The 14,757-nt window shown below is 61.1% G+C and carries 12 protein-coding genes; 7 read left to right on the top strand and 5 right to left on the bottom strand.

From position 1 onward, the window contains the following. Window positions 1–35: 35 nt before the first annotated feature. Both pcaG and pcaH read right to left on the bottom strand, forming a co-directional pair. Window positions 36–626 carry a protocatechuate 3,4-dioxygenase subunit alpha gene (gene pcaG / locus P3T24_RS35145; RefSeq protein WP_429441382.1) on the bottom strand — a complete coding sequence of 197 codons (591 nt, stop codon included), beginning with the start codon at window positions 624–626 and terminating at the stop codon, window positions 36–38. 3 nt (window positions 627–629) lie between these two features. After that, entirely contained in the window at window positions 630–1,334 is a 705-nt protein-coding gene (gene pcaH / locus P3T24_RS35140; RefSeq protein WP_074266444.1) for a protocatechuate 3,4-dioxygenase subunit beta, read from the bottom strand. Between the two features lie 109 nt (window positions 1,335–1,443). Here pcaH and pcaQ point away from each other — a divergent pair, with 109 nt between their 5' ends. Next, window positions 1,444–2,508 (top strand): pca operon transcription factor PcaQ, encoded by a 1,065-nt coding sequence (gene pcaQ, locus P3T24_RS35135; protein WP_429441380.1) that lies wholly within the window; start codon window positions 1,444–1,446, stop codon window positions 2,506–2,508. A gap of 253 nt (window positions 2,509–2,761) precedes the next feature. Continuing rightward, on the top strand, window positions 2,762–3,880 hold the full coding sequence (locus P3T24_RS35130; RefSeq protein ID WP_429405567.1) for a 4-hydroxyphenylpyruvate dioxygenase family protein: 1,119 nt from the start codon (window positions 2,762–2,764) through the stop codon (window positions 3,878–3,880). Window positions 3,881–3,950: 70 nt separating this feature from the next. Here P3T24_RS35130 and P3T24_RS35125 read toward each other — a convergent pair whose 3' ends face one another. Next, a complete protein-coding gene (locus tag P3T24_RS35125) occupies window positions 3,951–4,883 on the bottom strand; it encodes a LysR substrate-binding domain-containing protein (RefSeq protein WP_174567543.1) in 933 nt (310 codons plus the stop codon). Between the two features lie 167 nt (window positions 4,884–5,050). On the opposite strand from P3T24_RS35125, the gene P3T24_RS35120 reads away from it, so the two are divergent. Both P3T24_RS35120 and P3T24_RS35115 read left to right on the top strand, forming a co-directional pair. After that, on the top strand, window positions 5,051–6,088 hold the full coding sequence (locus P3T24_RS35120) for a DUF1338 domain-containing protein (protein WP_429441378.1): 1,038 nt from the start codon (window positions 5,051–5,053) through the stop codon (window positions 6,086–6,088). Window positions 6,089–6,244: 156 nt separating this feature from the next. Then, window positions 6,245–9,280 (top strand): FAD-binding and (Fe-S)-binding domain-containing protein, encoded by a 3,036-nt coding sequence (locus tag P3T24_RS35115; protein ID WP_429441376.1) that lies wholly within the window; start codon window positions 6,245–6,247, stop codon window positions 9,278–9,280. Here the strand turns inward: P3T24_RS35115 and P3T24_RS35110 are convergent. After that, window positions 9,198–9,824, bottom strand: coding sequence for a helix-turn-helix domain-containing protein (locus P3T24_RS35110; protein WP_074266440.1), 627 nt, complete (start codon window positions 9,822–9,824; stop codon window positions 9,198–9,200). The two genes, P3T24_RS35115 and P3T24_RS35110, sit on opposite strands and share 83 nt — an antisense overlap. Before the next feature lie 133 nt (window positions 9,825–9,957). On the opposite strand from P3T24_RS35110, the gene P3T24_RS35105 reads away from it, so the two are divergent. Together P3T24_RS35105 and P3T24_RS35100 are read left to right on the top strand one after the other, a co-directional pair. Beyond that, on the top strand, window positions 9,958–10,107 hold the full coding sequence (locus tag P3T24_RS35105; RefSeq protein ID WP_167379415.1) for a hypothetical protein: 150 nt from the start codon (window positions 9,958–9,960) through the stop codon (window positions 10,105–10,107). 101 nt (window positions 10,108–10,208) lie between these two features. After that, a complete protein-coding gene (locus tag P3T24_RS35100; RefSeq protein WP_429441374.1) occupies window positions 10,209–11,354 on the top strand; it encodes an acyl-CoA dehydrogenase family protein in 1,146 nt (381 codons plus the stop codon). Between the two features lie 24 nt (window positions 11,355–11,378). Here P3T24_RS35100 and P3T24_RS35095 read toward each other — a convergent pair whose 3' ends face one another. Further along, on the bottom strand, window positions 11,379–12,935 hold the full coding sequence (locus P3T24_RS35095) for a class I adenylate-forming enzyme family protein (protein WP_429441459.1): 1,557 nt from the start codon (window positions 12,933–12,935) through the stop codon (window positions 11,379–11,381). Between the two features lie 543 nt (window positions 12,936–13,478). Here P3T24_RS35095 and P3T24_RS35090 point away from each other — a divergent pair. Beyond that, a complete protein-coding gene (locus tag P3T24_RS35090) occupies window positions 13,479–14,723 on the top strand; it encodes a branched-chain amino acid ABC transporter substrate-binding protein (RefSeq protein ID WP_074266438.1) in 1,245 nt (414 codons plus the stop codon). Window positions 14,724–14,757 lie beyond the last annotated feature (34 nt).

Here is a 14,757-nt window from a genome sequence, read left to right as displayed (position 1 = left end):
TATCGCGCCAATATGAAAGCCCTGTGAAAGATCGATCACAGATCGAAGAACACGGTTTCCTGTTCGCCCTGCATATGGATATCAAACCGGTAAACGGTCTTGCTGGTTCCCGGCACACGTCGCGCGATCAAAGTCGTGCGCCGCTCCGCTGGCACAGCAGCCAACACCGGATCGCTCTCATTGGCCGCCGCCTCGTCGTCGAAATAAATCCGCGTGAACGTATGCAGCAACATCCCGCGCATCGTCAGGATCACATTCAGATGCGGCGCTTCATTCGCTGAAGCCCGCCCCGGCTTTACCGTTTCGACGATAAACCGCTTCTGCGGATCCGTCCCGGTGCCAACCCGAGCAAACCCGCGGAATCCGCTCGACGCGATCTCTTCGCGCGAAGCCGGATACTTCCCCTGGCTGTCCACTTGCGATATCTCCAGCATCGCATCGCCTACTACCTTGCCATCGCCATCGAACACCTGGCCGACAACCGAAATATGCTCGCCAGCGGCTTCGTAATCGGCAACCGCGGGAGTGAAGAGGCTCTTGAAATCAAAGTTGTACTGCTCGGGGCACAGCCCATACGCGAAGTACGGTCCGACCGTTTGCGAAGGCGTTTGCTTGAGTGTGGTCATGGCTTAGCGCTCCATCGGAGTTTCGTTAGGGCCGCGCAGCACGATGTCGAAATCGTAGCCGAGCGCGTAGGCTTCTTCGGTCGTATCCAGCGAGAAGCGCGATACAAGACGCTCGCGTGCCTGCTCAGGTGTGCCCTGGAAGATCGGATCGAACGCCAGCAACGGGTCGCCGGGGAAATACATCTGCGTCACGAGTCGCGAACCGAAGTGATCGCCGAATAGCGAGAAGTGGATGTGATTCGGACGCCACGCGTTCGTATGATTGCCCCACGGATACGCGCCTGGTTTGATCGTCAGAAAGCGATACCGGCCTTCGTTATCGGTCAGGCAACGTCCGGCGCCCAGAAAGTTGGGATCGAGTGGCGCATCGTGCTGGTCGGCCTTATGCACATAACGGCCGGCTGCGTTGGCTTGCCAGATTTCGACCAGCGTATTGCGTACCGGGCGGCCACCCTCGTCGAGCACGCGGCCCGTCACGATGATGCGTTCGCCCAGCGGCGCGCCATTGCGTGCGGCGTTGCGCGTCAGGTCGTTGTCGAGTTCGCCGAGGTCTTCCGCGCCATACACCGGCACGCGCTGATCGCGCAGCTTTTCCTTCAGCGGAATCAGCGGGCGTGTCGGGCCGCGCTTCACGGATGAACCGTAGCTGGGATACACGTGAGCGGGGTGCGATTCGAAATCGCGCGGAGTGAGGATGGACTCGTCCATGGGGCGTCTCCTTGGATGAATTATGGGATAGCAGGCTATGTCGGGACTTTAACTAATCCGAGAAGTTATGAAAAATGACGTTTTCTCGCCTTTCGTATAACCTGTCGTTATGCAACGAAGCCTCGCGGATAGCCGCGTCAAATTCCGTCATCTCCAGTGTTTTCTGGCCGTCGCGCAGTTCGGCGGGGTCCAGAAGGCCGCTGAGAGCCTGTCCATCACTCAGCCCGCGGTCTCCAAGACGGTGGCCGAGCTCGAGGCCATTCTCGGCGTCAGGCTGTTCGAGCGCGGCCGTCATGGGGCCGTGATCACCCGCGAGGGGCAGTTGTTCATGCCGCACGCCAGCGCCTGCGTCAGTGCGTTGCGGCTTGGTGTCGATCTGCTGTCGAGGGCCGAAGGCGCGGCGCCGGCGACGCTGGAGATCGGTATTCTGCCCACCGTCGCCAGCGCGCTGGTGCCGCGGGTGCTCAAGCTGTTCGGCGAGCAATGGCCACGCGTGATCGTGCGTCTTGCGACCGGCGCGAACGCGGAACTGCTGGAGCGTTTGAAGGCCGGTTCGATTGAGTTCGCTGTGGGGCGTCTGGCCGATCCCGAGCGAATGGTCGGACTTAGCTTCGAGCAACTTTTCACCGAGCCGCTGATTGCGGTCGTGCGCGCCGGGCATCCGCTCGAGGCAAGCGCCGGGTTGCCGGCCGCGTTGCTCGAAGGCCTCACGGTGGTCGTGCCTCCGTTCGGCACGCTGATCCGGCAGTCCGCAGATAGTCTGCTGGCGGCGTGGGGTGTGCCGCCGCTTTCGGCCTTCGTCGAGGTGCTGTCGGTATCGACGGGCCGCGCGCTGGCGCTCGAGAACGACGCGGTCTGGTTCGTGCCGCAAAGCGCCGTCGAATACGAGTTGGCACATGGCATGCTGGTACGCCTCCCGTTGCCGTTCGCCGGGACCGGCGAGCCAGTCGGCCTGATCCGGCGCTCCGATACGCAACCGTCGCCGGTGGGGCTGGCCCTGATCGATGCGCTGCGAACGGTCGCGCGGCAACGCATGGCGGATACGGCGGCGGCGCCGGTCAAGGCCAGCGCTAGTGCCGGTGCCCGAGCACGCGGGAGCAACGGCACCAGCGTCAGCGCAAACGCAGACACCGGCGCGCCAAAGGCGTCAAAGCGCCGCCGCAAGCCCGCCTGAGCCTGCTTCCGCCGCGCCCAGGCTCGTTCAGCGAGACAGTACCGCCAATCCAGCGAGCTCACGCGAAAGTGAACCATTCAGTACAAAATGCAGTTGCGGGCTGCCCCGTCTCCGGTGTACAAACACGGTGCGAAAGTCATGGCGCAATTTGCGTAGTGCGTAACATCCCCAGGTCGCAGCGGCATTGCGCAATCGCGATGGCCTGCGTACAACATCAGGAAGAGCGTCGGAACGTATGAACAAGGAGAGTGCCATGCCCAGCGACCTGCCCACTCCGGGCGACGCGATGCAGGCCGTATCGGACCCGGAACACAATCCGCTCGGCACAGCTGGTCTTGAGTTCGTGGAGTTCGCCGCGCGCGATCCGCAGGGGCTCGGGCAGACCTTCGAGCAACTCGGCTTCAAACCGATTGCGCGGCACGTCAGCAAGGACGTCACGCTATACCGCCAGGGCGAGATGAATTTTCTGCTCAATGCCGAGCCGGATTCGTTCGCTGCGCGCTACGCAGAGGAATACGGCGCGGGCATCTGCGCTGTGGGCATTCGCGTAGCCGACGCCCAGCGGGCCTTCGACCGGGCCGTCGAGCTAGGCGCCTGGGCCTTCGAAGGCGAGAAGGTCGGCAAGGGCGAACTGGTGATCCCGTCCATCCAGGGCATCGGCGATTCGCATATCTACTTCGTCGACCGCTGGCGCGGCCGGGGTGGTCTGCGCGGCGGTGTAGGCGACATCTCGATCTTCGACATCGATTTTCGTCCTATCGAAATCGACACCGCCCACGCGGATCTGAGTCATGCCGGCACGGGTCTGGTCGCCATCGATCATCTGACGCAAACCGTCGGCGCGGGCAGGATGCAGGAGTGGCTCGATTTCTATCGCGACCTGCTTAACTTCCGCGAGATTCACGAGTTGCACGCCAACTGGCATGTCGCCGCGGAATCGCGCGTGATGGTGTCGCCGTGCGGGGCGATCCGTATTCCGCTCTACGAGGAAGGCACGCAGCGCACGAGTCTGATGCATGAGTATTTGCCTGACCATCCGGGCGAGGGTGTGCAGCATATCGCCTTGGCCACCGGCGATATCTTTGCCTGCGTCGAGCAACTGATGGCCAATGGCATTGAATTCGTCGAACCGCCGCCGCGCTATTACGAGCAGATCGATGCGCGTTTGCCGGGGCATGGGCTCGATCTCGAGCGCCTCAAGCGCGGGCGGATTCTGGTGGACGGCGAGATCGGTGTGGATGGCGTGCCGTTGCTGTTCTTTCAGACGTTTGTGCGGCGCCGCGCCGGCGAGATCTTCTTCGAAATCGTGCAGCGCAAGGGACATCACGGATTCGGCGAGGGCAATCTGAGCGCGCTCGCCAAGGCCCGTTGATCGACGTCTCTATTGCCAAATCGACCAGAAGCGTTAGCGAATCGAATGCCAGAAGGCCGGAAGCGGCCGCTCAGTCTTCGTCTGCCTCGCTGGCCAACACAGGATTCGCGGCCCCATAGGCCGCAGCCTGCTCCAGCAACCACTCGCGGAAGCTCGCTAGCGGGCGACCGTGGCTGAGCTCGGTGGGATAGACCAGGTAGTAGGCGGCTTCGGCAATCGCCGGCGCGTCGAACGGCACGATCAGCCCGAGTCGAGCGAACTGCGCATCCACGAAGAAGCGCGGCACCAGTGCGATGCCGAGCCCCGCCGCGGCGCCGCTGATCAACATCGTATGCAATTCGTAGCGTACGCCCTGCATCGTACGGTTATCGTCCACACCCAGTTTCTCGAACCAGTTCGCCCAGCCATCCGGGCGCGTCGTCGAGTGCAGCAGCGGGTAGTCGAGCAGTTCGGCGGGCGTGGTCACGGGCCGCTTCAATAGACTCGCCGCGCAGACCGGAATGACCTCCTCGCGAAACAGGAAGTCCGCAGACGTGCCGGGCCAGGTCGGCTTGCCGTAGTGAATCGCCGCTTCGAAGTGGGTCTCTGCAAACGGAAACGTGCCGGTGCGCACGCCCATGTTCACGCGGACGTCGGGATAGCGCGCGTTGAATTCGCCCATGCGCGGAATTAACCAGTGCGATGCGAAGGTGGGGAGGGCGGCCAGTTCAAGGTAACCGCCGCCGCTGCCGTGCGCGACGATCGATAGCGTGTCGCGGTCGAGTCCTTCCAGCGCTCGGCGCACCTGGGCGCTGTAGACCTTGCCCGCCTTGGTGAGCACGACGCGTTGCTTGACCCGCACGAATAGCCGTACGCCGAGATTGCCCTCGAGCGTCGCAATCTGCCGCGAGACCGCGCTCTCGGTGAGAAAGAGTTCGCGTGCTGCGTGGGTGAAGCTTTCATGCCGTGCCGACGCTTCGAAAGCGAGCAGCGCGCCCATGTTGGGGATCTTGAACTTTCGCACGTTGATTCCGAAAACGCATCAAGTCTGAAGTTTATCTCGCTTTACGGCACCCGCGTGGATTTGAATAATTGCCGTCGAACGATGCCGGGCTTGCGTCCAAGCGACGCGGCACTGGCGGATCCCCCTACATGCGTTGGCTCATGCAGCCCGTGCTCCGGAGAAAGACCGTGCAGAACCCGCGAAATGCAAATGTCGAACAACTGCTGCTGAAACTGATCGGCGCCGAGAAGACCGCGGCGCTCTTCAAGACGCTGAACCATCCGCAAGTACTCAATGAATGGGAACCCGGCGTGGTCACCCGCGCGGAGCTCGCGCAGGCGATGAACATGGTCCTGTTCGAAGACCTGTTGGCGCGCTCGGCGAACGGCCGCGCCTACACGCAGGACGCGCTGACCGCGGGCGGCAGCGTGTACTTCGATCACGGGGCGCTGCGCACGGTGCGTTGGGCGTCGAGTGGAGCGCTGCCGCCGGGCGAGGCCGCATTCGCTCGCATTTTGCGGCCGCTCGGTTTTCGCATCAACGGACGCTATCCGCTCGATCGTCTTGGCATGACGGGCCGCGCATGGGCGCATGAGGATGCACCCGATGAAATCGCCCAGTTCTTCGTCAGCGAACTGCATCCGGAGCGCTTCTCGCCTGAATTTCAGCAGGCCGTCACGAATGTGATCGGGACATCGCGCGATCCGTTGACGCCGCTCGCCACGGCGCATCTTTGGGAGCTCGAGCGTGAAGGCGTGCTGCCGCTCGCGGCGGCGCACGAATTGCTACCGGTGATCGTGGGCGCGTTTGCGCGGCAACACGAGACGCCACGCGAGGCCGATTACGAAGTATTGTTGAAGGAGTCGGCGGAAATGGCGTGGATCGCCACCGAAGGTAATGCGTTCAATCACGCGACGGATCGCGTCGCCGACGTGTTCCAGCTTTCGGATGACGAAAAAGCCAAGGGACGTCCGATGAAACCGGAAGTCGAGCGTTCGCGTTCGGGCCGGGTATTTCAGACCGCTTACCGGGCGGATATCGTGAAGCGCGAATTCCGCGCGGCGGATGGCAGCACGGTGACGCGTGAGGTGCCGGGATCGTTCTACGAGTTCATCACGCGCAAGCGGACGTTCGATCAGGATACGCGCCGCTGGGAAACGGACCTGCGTTTCGATGCGGGTAATGCGCAGGGGATCTTCAAGATGACCGCCAGTCAGGCTGCGTAAATACGCTTCCGGGCTGCTTGATTAGCAGGTCTATGAGCGTGCCGCGCTCATTCGCACGAGAGGGCAGTCGAGGTGGAATCGTCAACCGATGAGACACGGGTTAAAGCAACTGGCACCCCATCCGTCGCTACGCCGTTTCGCGGTACGGCGGCCGTCATGCAATCGCTCGAAGCCGATCTGCGGCAGCATGTGCGCGGCGAAGTGCGGTTCGATCACGCATCCAAAGCGCTGTACTCGTCGGATGCGTCGAACTATCGACAGGTGCCGCTTGCGGTGGTCGTGCCGGCCAATGTCGACGATCTCGTTGCCACCGTCACCGTGTGCCGACGCAACGATGTGCCGTTCCTGCCGCGCGGCGGGGGCACGTCGCAGAATGGACAGTGCGTGAATGTGGCAGTCGTCGCGGACGCAAGCAAGTATGTGAATCGCGTCGTCTCGGTGGACCCGGCGGCGCGCACCGCGATCGTCGAACCGGGCGTCGTCTGCGACACGTTGCGCGATGCCGCGGAACAGCACGGGCTGACCTTTGCTCCGGATCCGGCTACGCACAGTCGCTGCACGCTGGGCGGCATGATCGCCAACAATTCTTGCGGCGCGCATTCGGTGATGGCCGGCAAGACGGTCGAGAACATCGAAGCGCTCGAGATCGTCACTTACGACGGTGCGCGCTTCTGGGTCGGTCCTACGCAGGATGATGAACTCGAACGCATCATTGCGGCTGGCGGTCGGCAGGGCGAGATTTATGCGGCACTCAGACAACTGCGCGATAAGTATGCCGACCTGATTCGCGCGAAATTCCCGCAAATCAAACGGCGCGTGTCGGGCTTCAATCTCGACCAGCTGTTGCCGGAAAACGGCTTTAATGTCGCGCGTGCGCTAGTTGGGACTGAGGGCACGTGTGCGATCACCTTGCAGGCGAAAGTACGGCTGGTGAAAAGTCCCGCGAAGCGCGTGCTGCTCACGCTTGGCTTTACGGATATCTTCACGGCCGCCGACGCGGTACCGCATTTCATGCATTGCGGACCGATCGCCATCGAGGGACTCGACCGGGCAATCATTCGTGGCCTGCAGGCGCGTGGTCTGAAAAAGGAAGAGATTGCGCTCCTGCCCACGGGCGATGCGTGGGTCGTGCTCGAATTCGGCGCGGATACGCACGACGAGGCAGTGCTGCAGGCTCGCGCGGCGGCTGAGTATTTTGCATCGGGCGCGGCAGGGCCTGATGTTTCGATGGTGCTCGTCGAAGATCGTGCGTTGCAGGCGAAGGTCTGGTCGATTCGCGAGACGGGTGCATCGGCGGTGGCGCTTTCCGTTGACCCTGCGCGTCCCGATCCGATCGTCGGATGGGAAGATGCGGCGGTCGATCCTCTACGGCTCGGCGATTATCTGCGTGCTTTTCAGGCGATGGTCGATCGTTACGGCTATGAAACCAGCTTGTACGGCCACTTCGGCGACGGCTGCGTGCACGCGCGCATCACCTTCGATCTGCGTACGGCAGAGGGCATTGCGACATGGCGCGGTTTTCTGCGTGAAGCGGCCGAACTGGTGGTGGAATTTGGCGGCTCGTTGTCGGGCGAACATGGCGATGGTCAGGCGAAGGCTGAGTTTTTGCCCATCATGTATGGGCCTGAACTGATGCAGGCGATGGAGCAGTTCAAGGCGATCTGGGATCCGGCTAACCGTCTCAATCCCGGCAAGGTAGTGCATGCGTATCGTGCCGATGAAAACTTGCGCATGGGGCCGGCGTACAGGACGGTGACCTTGCAGACCAGACTGACGTTCGCCAGTCAGGAGGGCGATGGTTTTCAGCGCGCGGTGGAACGTTGTATTGGCATGGGCAAGTGCCGTTCGCTGGAAGGAGGCACGATGTGTCCCAGTTATCGGGCTACGCGCGAAGAGAAGTATTCGACTCGCGGCCGCGCTCACCTGTTTTGGGAAATGCTGCAAGGCGAAGTCATTAAAGATGGCTGGCAGAGCCGGGAAATCAAGGAAGCGCTCGATACGTGTCTTGCCTGCAAGGGCTGCAAGTCCGATTGCCCCACGCATACCGACATGGCCACGTACAAAGCGGAATTTCTTTCGCATTACTATGAAACGAATCGCCGGCCACGCCAGGCGATGTTCATGGGCCGGATTGGCGAGTGGGCGCCGATTGCAGCGCGCTTTCCACGGTTGGCCAATTTTATGACTTCGGCGCCGGGGTTGGCGTCGTTGGGTAAGTGGATGGCTGGGGTGGCGCAGGCGCGTGAGTTGCCGAAGTTTGCGAAGCAGACGTATCGGGAACGTGCGAGGCTGACGGCGTTTGATTTGGGCTTGTCTAAGCCGGCCGCACCTAAGCCGGTCGCACCTGGGCCGGCCGCACCTAGGCCGGCCGCTCGCAAAGTCATCCTCTGGGTGGATACGTTCAGCGATCACTTCTCGCCGGAGATCGCCGAGGCCGCCGCGGACGTGCTAACCCAACTCGGTTGGCAGGTCGTGCTGCCTGAAAATCGCTTGTGCTGCGGTCGCCCGCTGTACGACTTCGGCCTGCTGGACCGTGCGCGGCAATTGCTCGTGAACGTGCTTGACGACCTCGCCGACGATATCGCAGCAGGTGTGCCGCTAGTCGGTCTTGAGCCCGGCTGCCTGTCGGTGTTCAAGGATGAACTGCTCAAGCAGCTACCCGATCATGCCCAGGCGAAGCGTCTATCGGCACAGACTTTCCTGTTCTCGGACTTCGTCGTGCGCGAGCCGTACGACTGGCCCAGGCTCGACGCCGAGGTGGTCGTACACGGCCACTGCCATCAGAAGGCGCTGTTCGGCATGCAAGGCGATACGGCACTGCTGGAACGGCTCGGTGTGAAATGGAAGCTGCTCGATACCGGTTGCTGCGGCATGGCCGGTTCATTTGGCTTTAACGCGGAACACCATGAGCTCTCGGAGAAGATCGGCGAAGACAAACTGTTTCCGGCGATTCGCGGCGCGGCGGCGCAAACCATCGTATTGACCAACGGGTTTAGCTGCCGTGAGCAGATCGAGCACGGCACGGGGCGTCATGCATTGCATATTGCGCAGTTGGCGCAGCGGGCGTTGTTAAAACGAGGTGCCGTGCACGCAGCGACTCGCGCGGCGCCTATTTCTTCGCCGAATCAGCCGCTACTTGTGGAATGTCCGCGCTGGTCGCCATCCAGAGTACTTCGGCATCTTCATCGCTAGTGGAAACCGCAGCGTGACCCGTGCGGCTATCGAAATAGATACTGTCCCCCGCATTCAGATGCGTAGGGGCGTAGAGCTCGGAGTACAGGCACACGCTGCCGCTGATCACATACAGAAACTCTTCGCCTTCGTGACGCCCCCAGTCGTCGAATGCATCCAGCGTGTGCGCCGAGATACGGATGCGAAACGGCAGCATTGCCTTGTGGGCGAGGTCGGTGGCGAGCAGCTCCATCTGGTAGCCGCGATACGCGTGGCGTTGACCCGCATCCTTGCGAGTCAGCGCACGGCGACCGCCGGCGCTGACCTTCGGCGTGGAGCCGAACAGCTCGCCGATCTCGATCTTCAGGCCGAGCACGATCTTTTGCAGCACGTCGAAGGTCGGCGACATCAGGCCGTTTTCGACTTTCGAAAGCGTCGAGCGCGACACGCCGCACAGGCGGCTCGCGGTCTCGAGCGTCAGGTCCTGCGCCTGGCGCGCGGCACGCACGCGCCGGCCCAGATCCGAGGTGGACGGCTCCGCGGGTTTGGTGAGATGGGTATCCATGAAATGTAGGGACCGACGTTCGCCTTTTGGCGGGTAATGTTTCCGATCATAACATTGGGTGACCTCCCAAGCCTTTTCTGTCGGAGGTCGTCCAAAACAGGCTTAACAGTCGGTGCGCCTGGAGCCCGACCTTATGGCATTTCGCTCAGGTTTTCTCATCGGAAACGCCAACGGTTCCTGGAGCGCCGAGGGGAAGACACCACTGGAAGCGATCATCCTTACCGAGTACGGTGCCCCTGACGTGCTGCGCTACGGTGTGCGCCGCCAGCATGGAATAAAGTAGTCGCTCATGCGTTCTATAAAACGATATCGCGCAGTTGTTGCCGATCTTAAGAGACGAGAACACAAATGACCGATACCGCTGCCCCCGACGCAACGCAAGCCTTGATCGATGCGGCCGATGCACTCGGCCCCATCGTCGCAAAGCATAAGAAAGCACTGGCACTGGGCCCGGATCTTCCGCTTGAAATCGCCGAGGCACTCGAGGCCGCGGGCTTAACCCGTCTGTGGCTTCCCCGAAATATTGGAGGCATGGAGCTATCTCCAGTAGATTACTTCCGCGTAATGGAAGCGGTTTCCAGACACGACGGTTCAGTCGGCTGGTGCGCGAGCATTGCGTCCACGGGAACGCGCGCGGCTGGCCTGATACCGCAGTCGTCCGCAGCGCAATTGCTCGCAGACGGGGGCTTTGTCTCGGGCAGCCTCAGTCCGACCGGTAAGATCGTCAAGGAAAAGGACGGCTGGCGAATTAACGGACGTTGGCCTTGGGGAAGCTTCATCGTATACAGCAAGGTCACGCTGGCGGTCTGCGTGGAGTACGAAGACGGCGTCGCACGTTCAACCCGTGAAGGCGGCCCGGTGCTCAGAGCAGCGCTGCTGCCCACGCGCGAAGTTAATATCATCCGCACGTGGGACGGCGGTGGATTACGCTCGTCGGGCAGTCATGACTTCGCTATCGAGAATGGGTTTGTCGAAGACGCACGTACATTCGCCTTAACCGACTTCAACCCTGAACCGTGCCAGCAAGGGGCGCTTTACGGACTGCCTTTCATTACCATGTTTGCTTTAGGGATCACGGCCGTATCGCTTGGTGTCGCTCGTGGGTCTATCGATGCGCTGGTTGAACTGGCACAGCACAAGGTCGCCGCGGGCGCACAAGGCCCGTTGCGAGAGCAAGCCAGTGTCCAGGCTGCCGTTGCTCAAGCTGAAACAGCGCTTCGTTCGGCGCGGGGATTTCTTTTTGAATCGGTCCAGGATCTATGGGATCGCCGCGTTTCAGGGCAACCGGACGATATGAAGCAGCGCGCGCTCGTCCGCATGGCGAGTTGCAATGTCGTCGATATGGGAAAGAAGGTTGCGATGCAGATGTTCGAGGCGGCCGGCGGCTCGGCTCTACACGAGCGTTCGCCGTTCAGTGCGTATCTGCGGGACGCGCAGGCGGCGGCCCAGCACCTGGCGTTTTCCCAACGCAATATGGAAACCGCCGGGCGCGTGCTGCTCGGTATGCACCCCGGTACTTACAGGTTCTAACGGACGAATGCCCGGCGAGAACGTTCAACGCGTTCCCGAACTGAACTGCTCGCGCAACTCCCGTTTCAGCACCTTGCCGATGGGGCTGCGCGGCAGTGTATCGACAAATCTCAGCGCGGAGAGCCTCTGCATCTTCCCCAGACGCGCATTGATCCACGTTAGCAACGCGTCTTCGTCTAGCGTTGCGCCCAGGCGGCGCACGACGAAGGCCACAGGCGTTTCGCCCCATTGCTCGGACAGCGCGCCGACCACGGCGGCATCCGCAACATCAGGATGCCTATGCAGTTCTGCTTCCAGATCGCTTGGGTACACATTGAAGCCGCCCGAAATGATCATGTCCTTCTTGCGATCGAGCAACGTGAGAAAGCCGTCTTCGTCGAAACGTCCCATATCGCCGGTGCGGATAAAGCGCTTGCCGCTCGGGTCGTACCATTCCGCTTCAGCGGTTTTTTCGGGTTGCCGGTAATAGCCGGTCATCATTGCCGGTGAGTTGCCGACGATCTCACCGACTTCGCCTTGCGCGACCTCTTTGCCGTGCTCGTCGATGAGGCGGATATCGTGCCCTTCCACGGGTTTGCCAACCGTATGCAGTTTGTCGGGGAACGCGTGTGCTTCCAGCTGACATGAACCTCCGCCTTCGGTCATGCCGTAGTACTCGGTGAGCTTGCCGGGCCAGCGCCGTACCACGTCGGCCTTCACACTGGCCGAGAATGGCGCGCTGGTGCAAAACTTGGCCTGGAAGCTGGACAAGTCGTAACGGTCGAACTCGGGGTGCGCCATCAGCCGCTGATACTGGACCGGAACGAGCATCGTATGCGTCACGCGGTATTGCTGCGCGAGTGTCAGGTAACGCGTGGTATCGAATTTCGGCATCAGCACGACGGTGCCACCGAAGGTGAGCGTCGGCATGAAGCTCACGAGCGTGGTGTTCGAATACAGCGGCGTCGAGATCAGCGTTGTGGCGTGCGGTCCATAGCCACGCTCGACGCTGCGCTGCGCGTAAGCCCAACGCATGCCGTGCGACTGCACGATGCCTTTCGGCGTACCCGTGGTACCCGAGGAATAGATGATGTTGAATGCCCATGCAGGATTGATCGCGACTGGCAGGGGCGCCGTACCCTCGGGCGCGAGCCATGTCTGCAGGGCGATGCTGCCTGAGTGCCCATCAAGTCCGATGGCCTTGGCGTTGATGTCGCCGGCCAGCGGCTCGAGCAGACGCTTGACCTCGGCATCCAGAAACAGCAATCGCGCGCCTGAATTGCCGATCATGCTGACAAGGCTCGCCGTGCTCGACGTCGGTGCAAGCGGCGCAACCGCTGCGCCCGCCCTCAGGCCGCCAAGAAAAGCGACTACGTATTCAACCGAAGCCGCCGCGCATAGCGCCACCGCATCGCACGGCTTAAGTCCGTCGCGCTGTAACGCGGCCGCGAAGCGGTCGACTCTTGCGGCCAGTTCAGCGTACGTCACAACCTCGCCGTCGCAGATCAAGGCGGGATGATCGCCGCGTTCGGTGGCGAAGCGGCGTAACGTATCCGTGATGCAGACGAACGGTTCGTCCACCAATGTGTCGAGCCATGTCATTTGCGCGTGCCCCAGCAGGTCTTCATGCCACCATTCGATGTAACAGATAGCATCGTCTTGCGAAGCGGATGAAACACGTCTTTCACAGGCATTACAGCGCTCCTCGATGTTGTTGTGTGGCGCAGGCGTACGCGCGTATTGTTTGACGATCATACGTGCGCACTTGTGCCGTGTAAATAAAAGCACGTTCATTCACTTCGTGGGGCGCATCACTGCGCTAGGTGTTTTCCCGGCCAACCCCTGCCGGGGAGGACTTTTGCGCGGTTTGCCCGTTGACACGCTACGAACGGTCGTGCGAAATTGTGTGTCGAATCCCCTCGATAGCCATCCCGGATAGACGCGCATCACTTCGTCAATTGAAGCGATTTCAACTGACACGGAGATACGAAGCATGTCGGCCAGCCGTTCCTGTTTACGTGTCGCGGCAGCACCGTTCCCAACGTCTCATAACGCCCAGCGCAAACGTGCAGGGCCGCTTCAGCTTCGCATATAGTTAGTTATACCTAAGAAAGAATCGATTCCAGAATCGTAGGAGACAACTGCATGAACAAGATGCGTTCCTTAATGGCTGGCGCAACGATTGTCTTCGCGCTCGCGTCCAGTATCGCCTCGGCGGAAACGGTCCGGATTGCGTATATCGATACGCTGTCGGGCCTGATGGGTGCGCTAGGCAACAACGAACTGAAGAGCTGGCAATACGTGACCGAGGTGGCCAACCAGCAGGACTGGGCCGGTGGAACAAAATTCGAAATGGTCCCGTTCGACAACAAGTTGTCTCCGCAACAGAGTCTTACGCTGCTCAACGAAGCGGCCGATCAGGGCATCCGTTACATCACGCAGGGTAACGGCTCTTCCGTAGGCCTTGCGCTCGAAGATGCGGTGTCCAAGTACAATGCGCGCAATCCTGGCAAGGAGATCATCTACCTGAATTTTGCGGCGGTGGATCCGGCCATGACCAACGCCAAGTGCGACTACTGGCACTTCCGTCTCGATGCAAACTCGGACATGAAGATGGAAGCGTTGACGACATTTCTTGCCAAGGATCCGAACGTCAAGAAGGTCTATCTGATCGATCAGGATTATTCCTTCGGCCATGATGTGTCGCGTACTGCGCAGGAATACCTCAAGCGCAAGCGTCCGGACATCCAGATAGTGGGCGACGATTTTCATCCGCTTGCACAGGTCAAAGATTTCTCGCCCTATGCGAGCAAAATCAAGGCATCCGGTGCCGATACGGTTATCACGGGTAACTGGGGCAGCGATCTGGCGCTGCTCATCAAGGCCGGTAAGGACGCAGGTGTGACCGCCAATTACTATACTTACTATGCCTCGACCACTGGCGTGCCGACGGCGATGGGAGCGGCTGGCGCCGGGCGCGTCAGATACGTGGGTTACATGGGCGCGAATACCGCGAGCAATCCGCCGCAAGCGAATCAGATCATGGACGGCTTCAAGAAGAAGTACGACGACGATTTCTTCGAAATGGCCGCCTATACGGGCGTGGCATTGCTGAGCAAGGCGATCAAGGACACCCGATCCACCGATCCGGTCAAGGTGGCCAAGGCGATGGAGGGCATGAAGGTACAAAGCCTGAACGGCACCGTCGAGATGCGGGCGTCGGACCATCAGGCTGAGCAACCCCTCGTGATCGCCACGTGGGTCAAGGCGGATGGCAAAGACGTCAAGTACGACCAGGAGAAAACCGGCTATGGCTGGCGAACCGATGCGGTGCTCGATACTTCGTCGTCAGTGCAGCCGACAACCTGCCAGATGAAGCGACCGAACTAGGCGGCGCGCTCTCCATCGTGCGGCACGAGTTTCC

Source organism: Paraburkholderia sp. GAS33, assembly GCF_050436645.1.
Classification (GTDB): Bacteria; Pseudomonadota; Gammaproteobacteria; order Burkholderiales; family Burkholderiaceae; genus Paraburkholderia; species Paraburkholderia phenazinium_B.
This window is presented reverse-complemented; position numbering and strand designations above follow the sequence as displayed.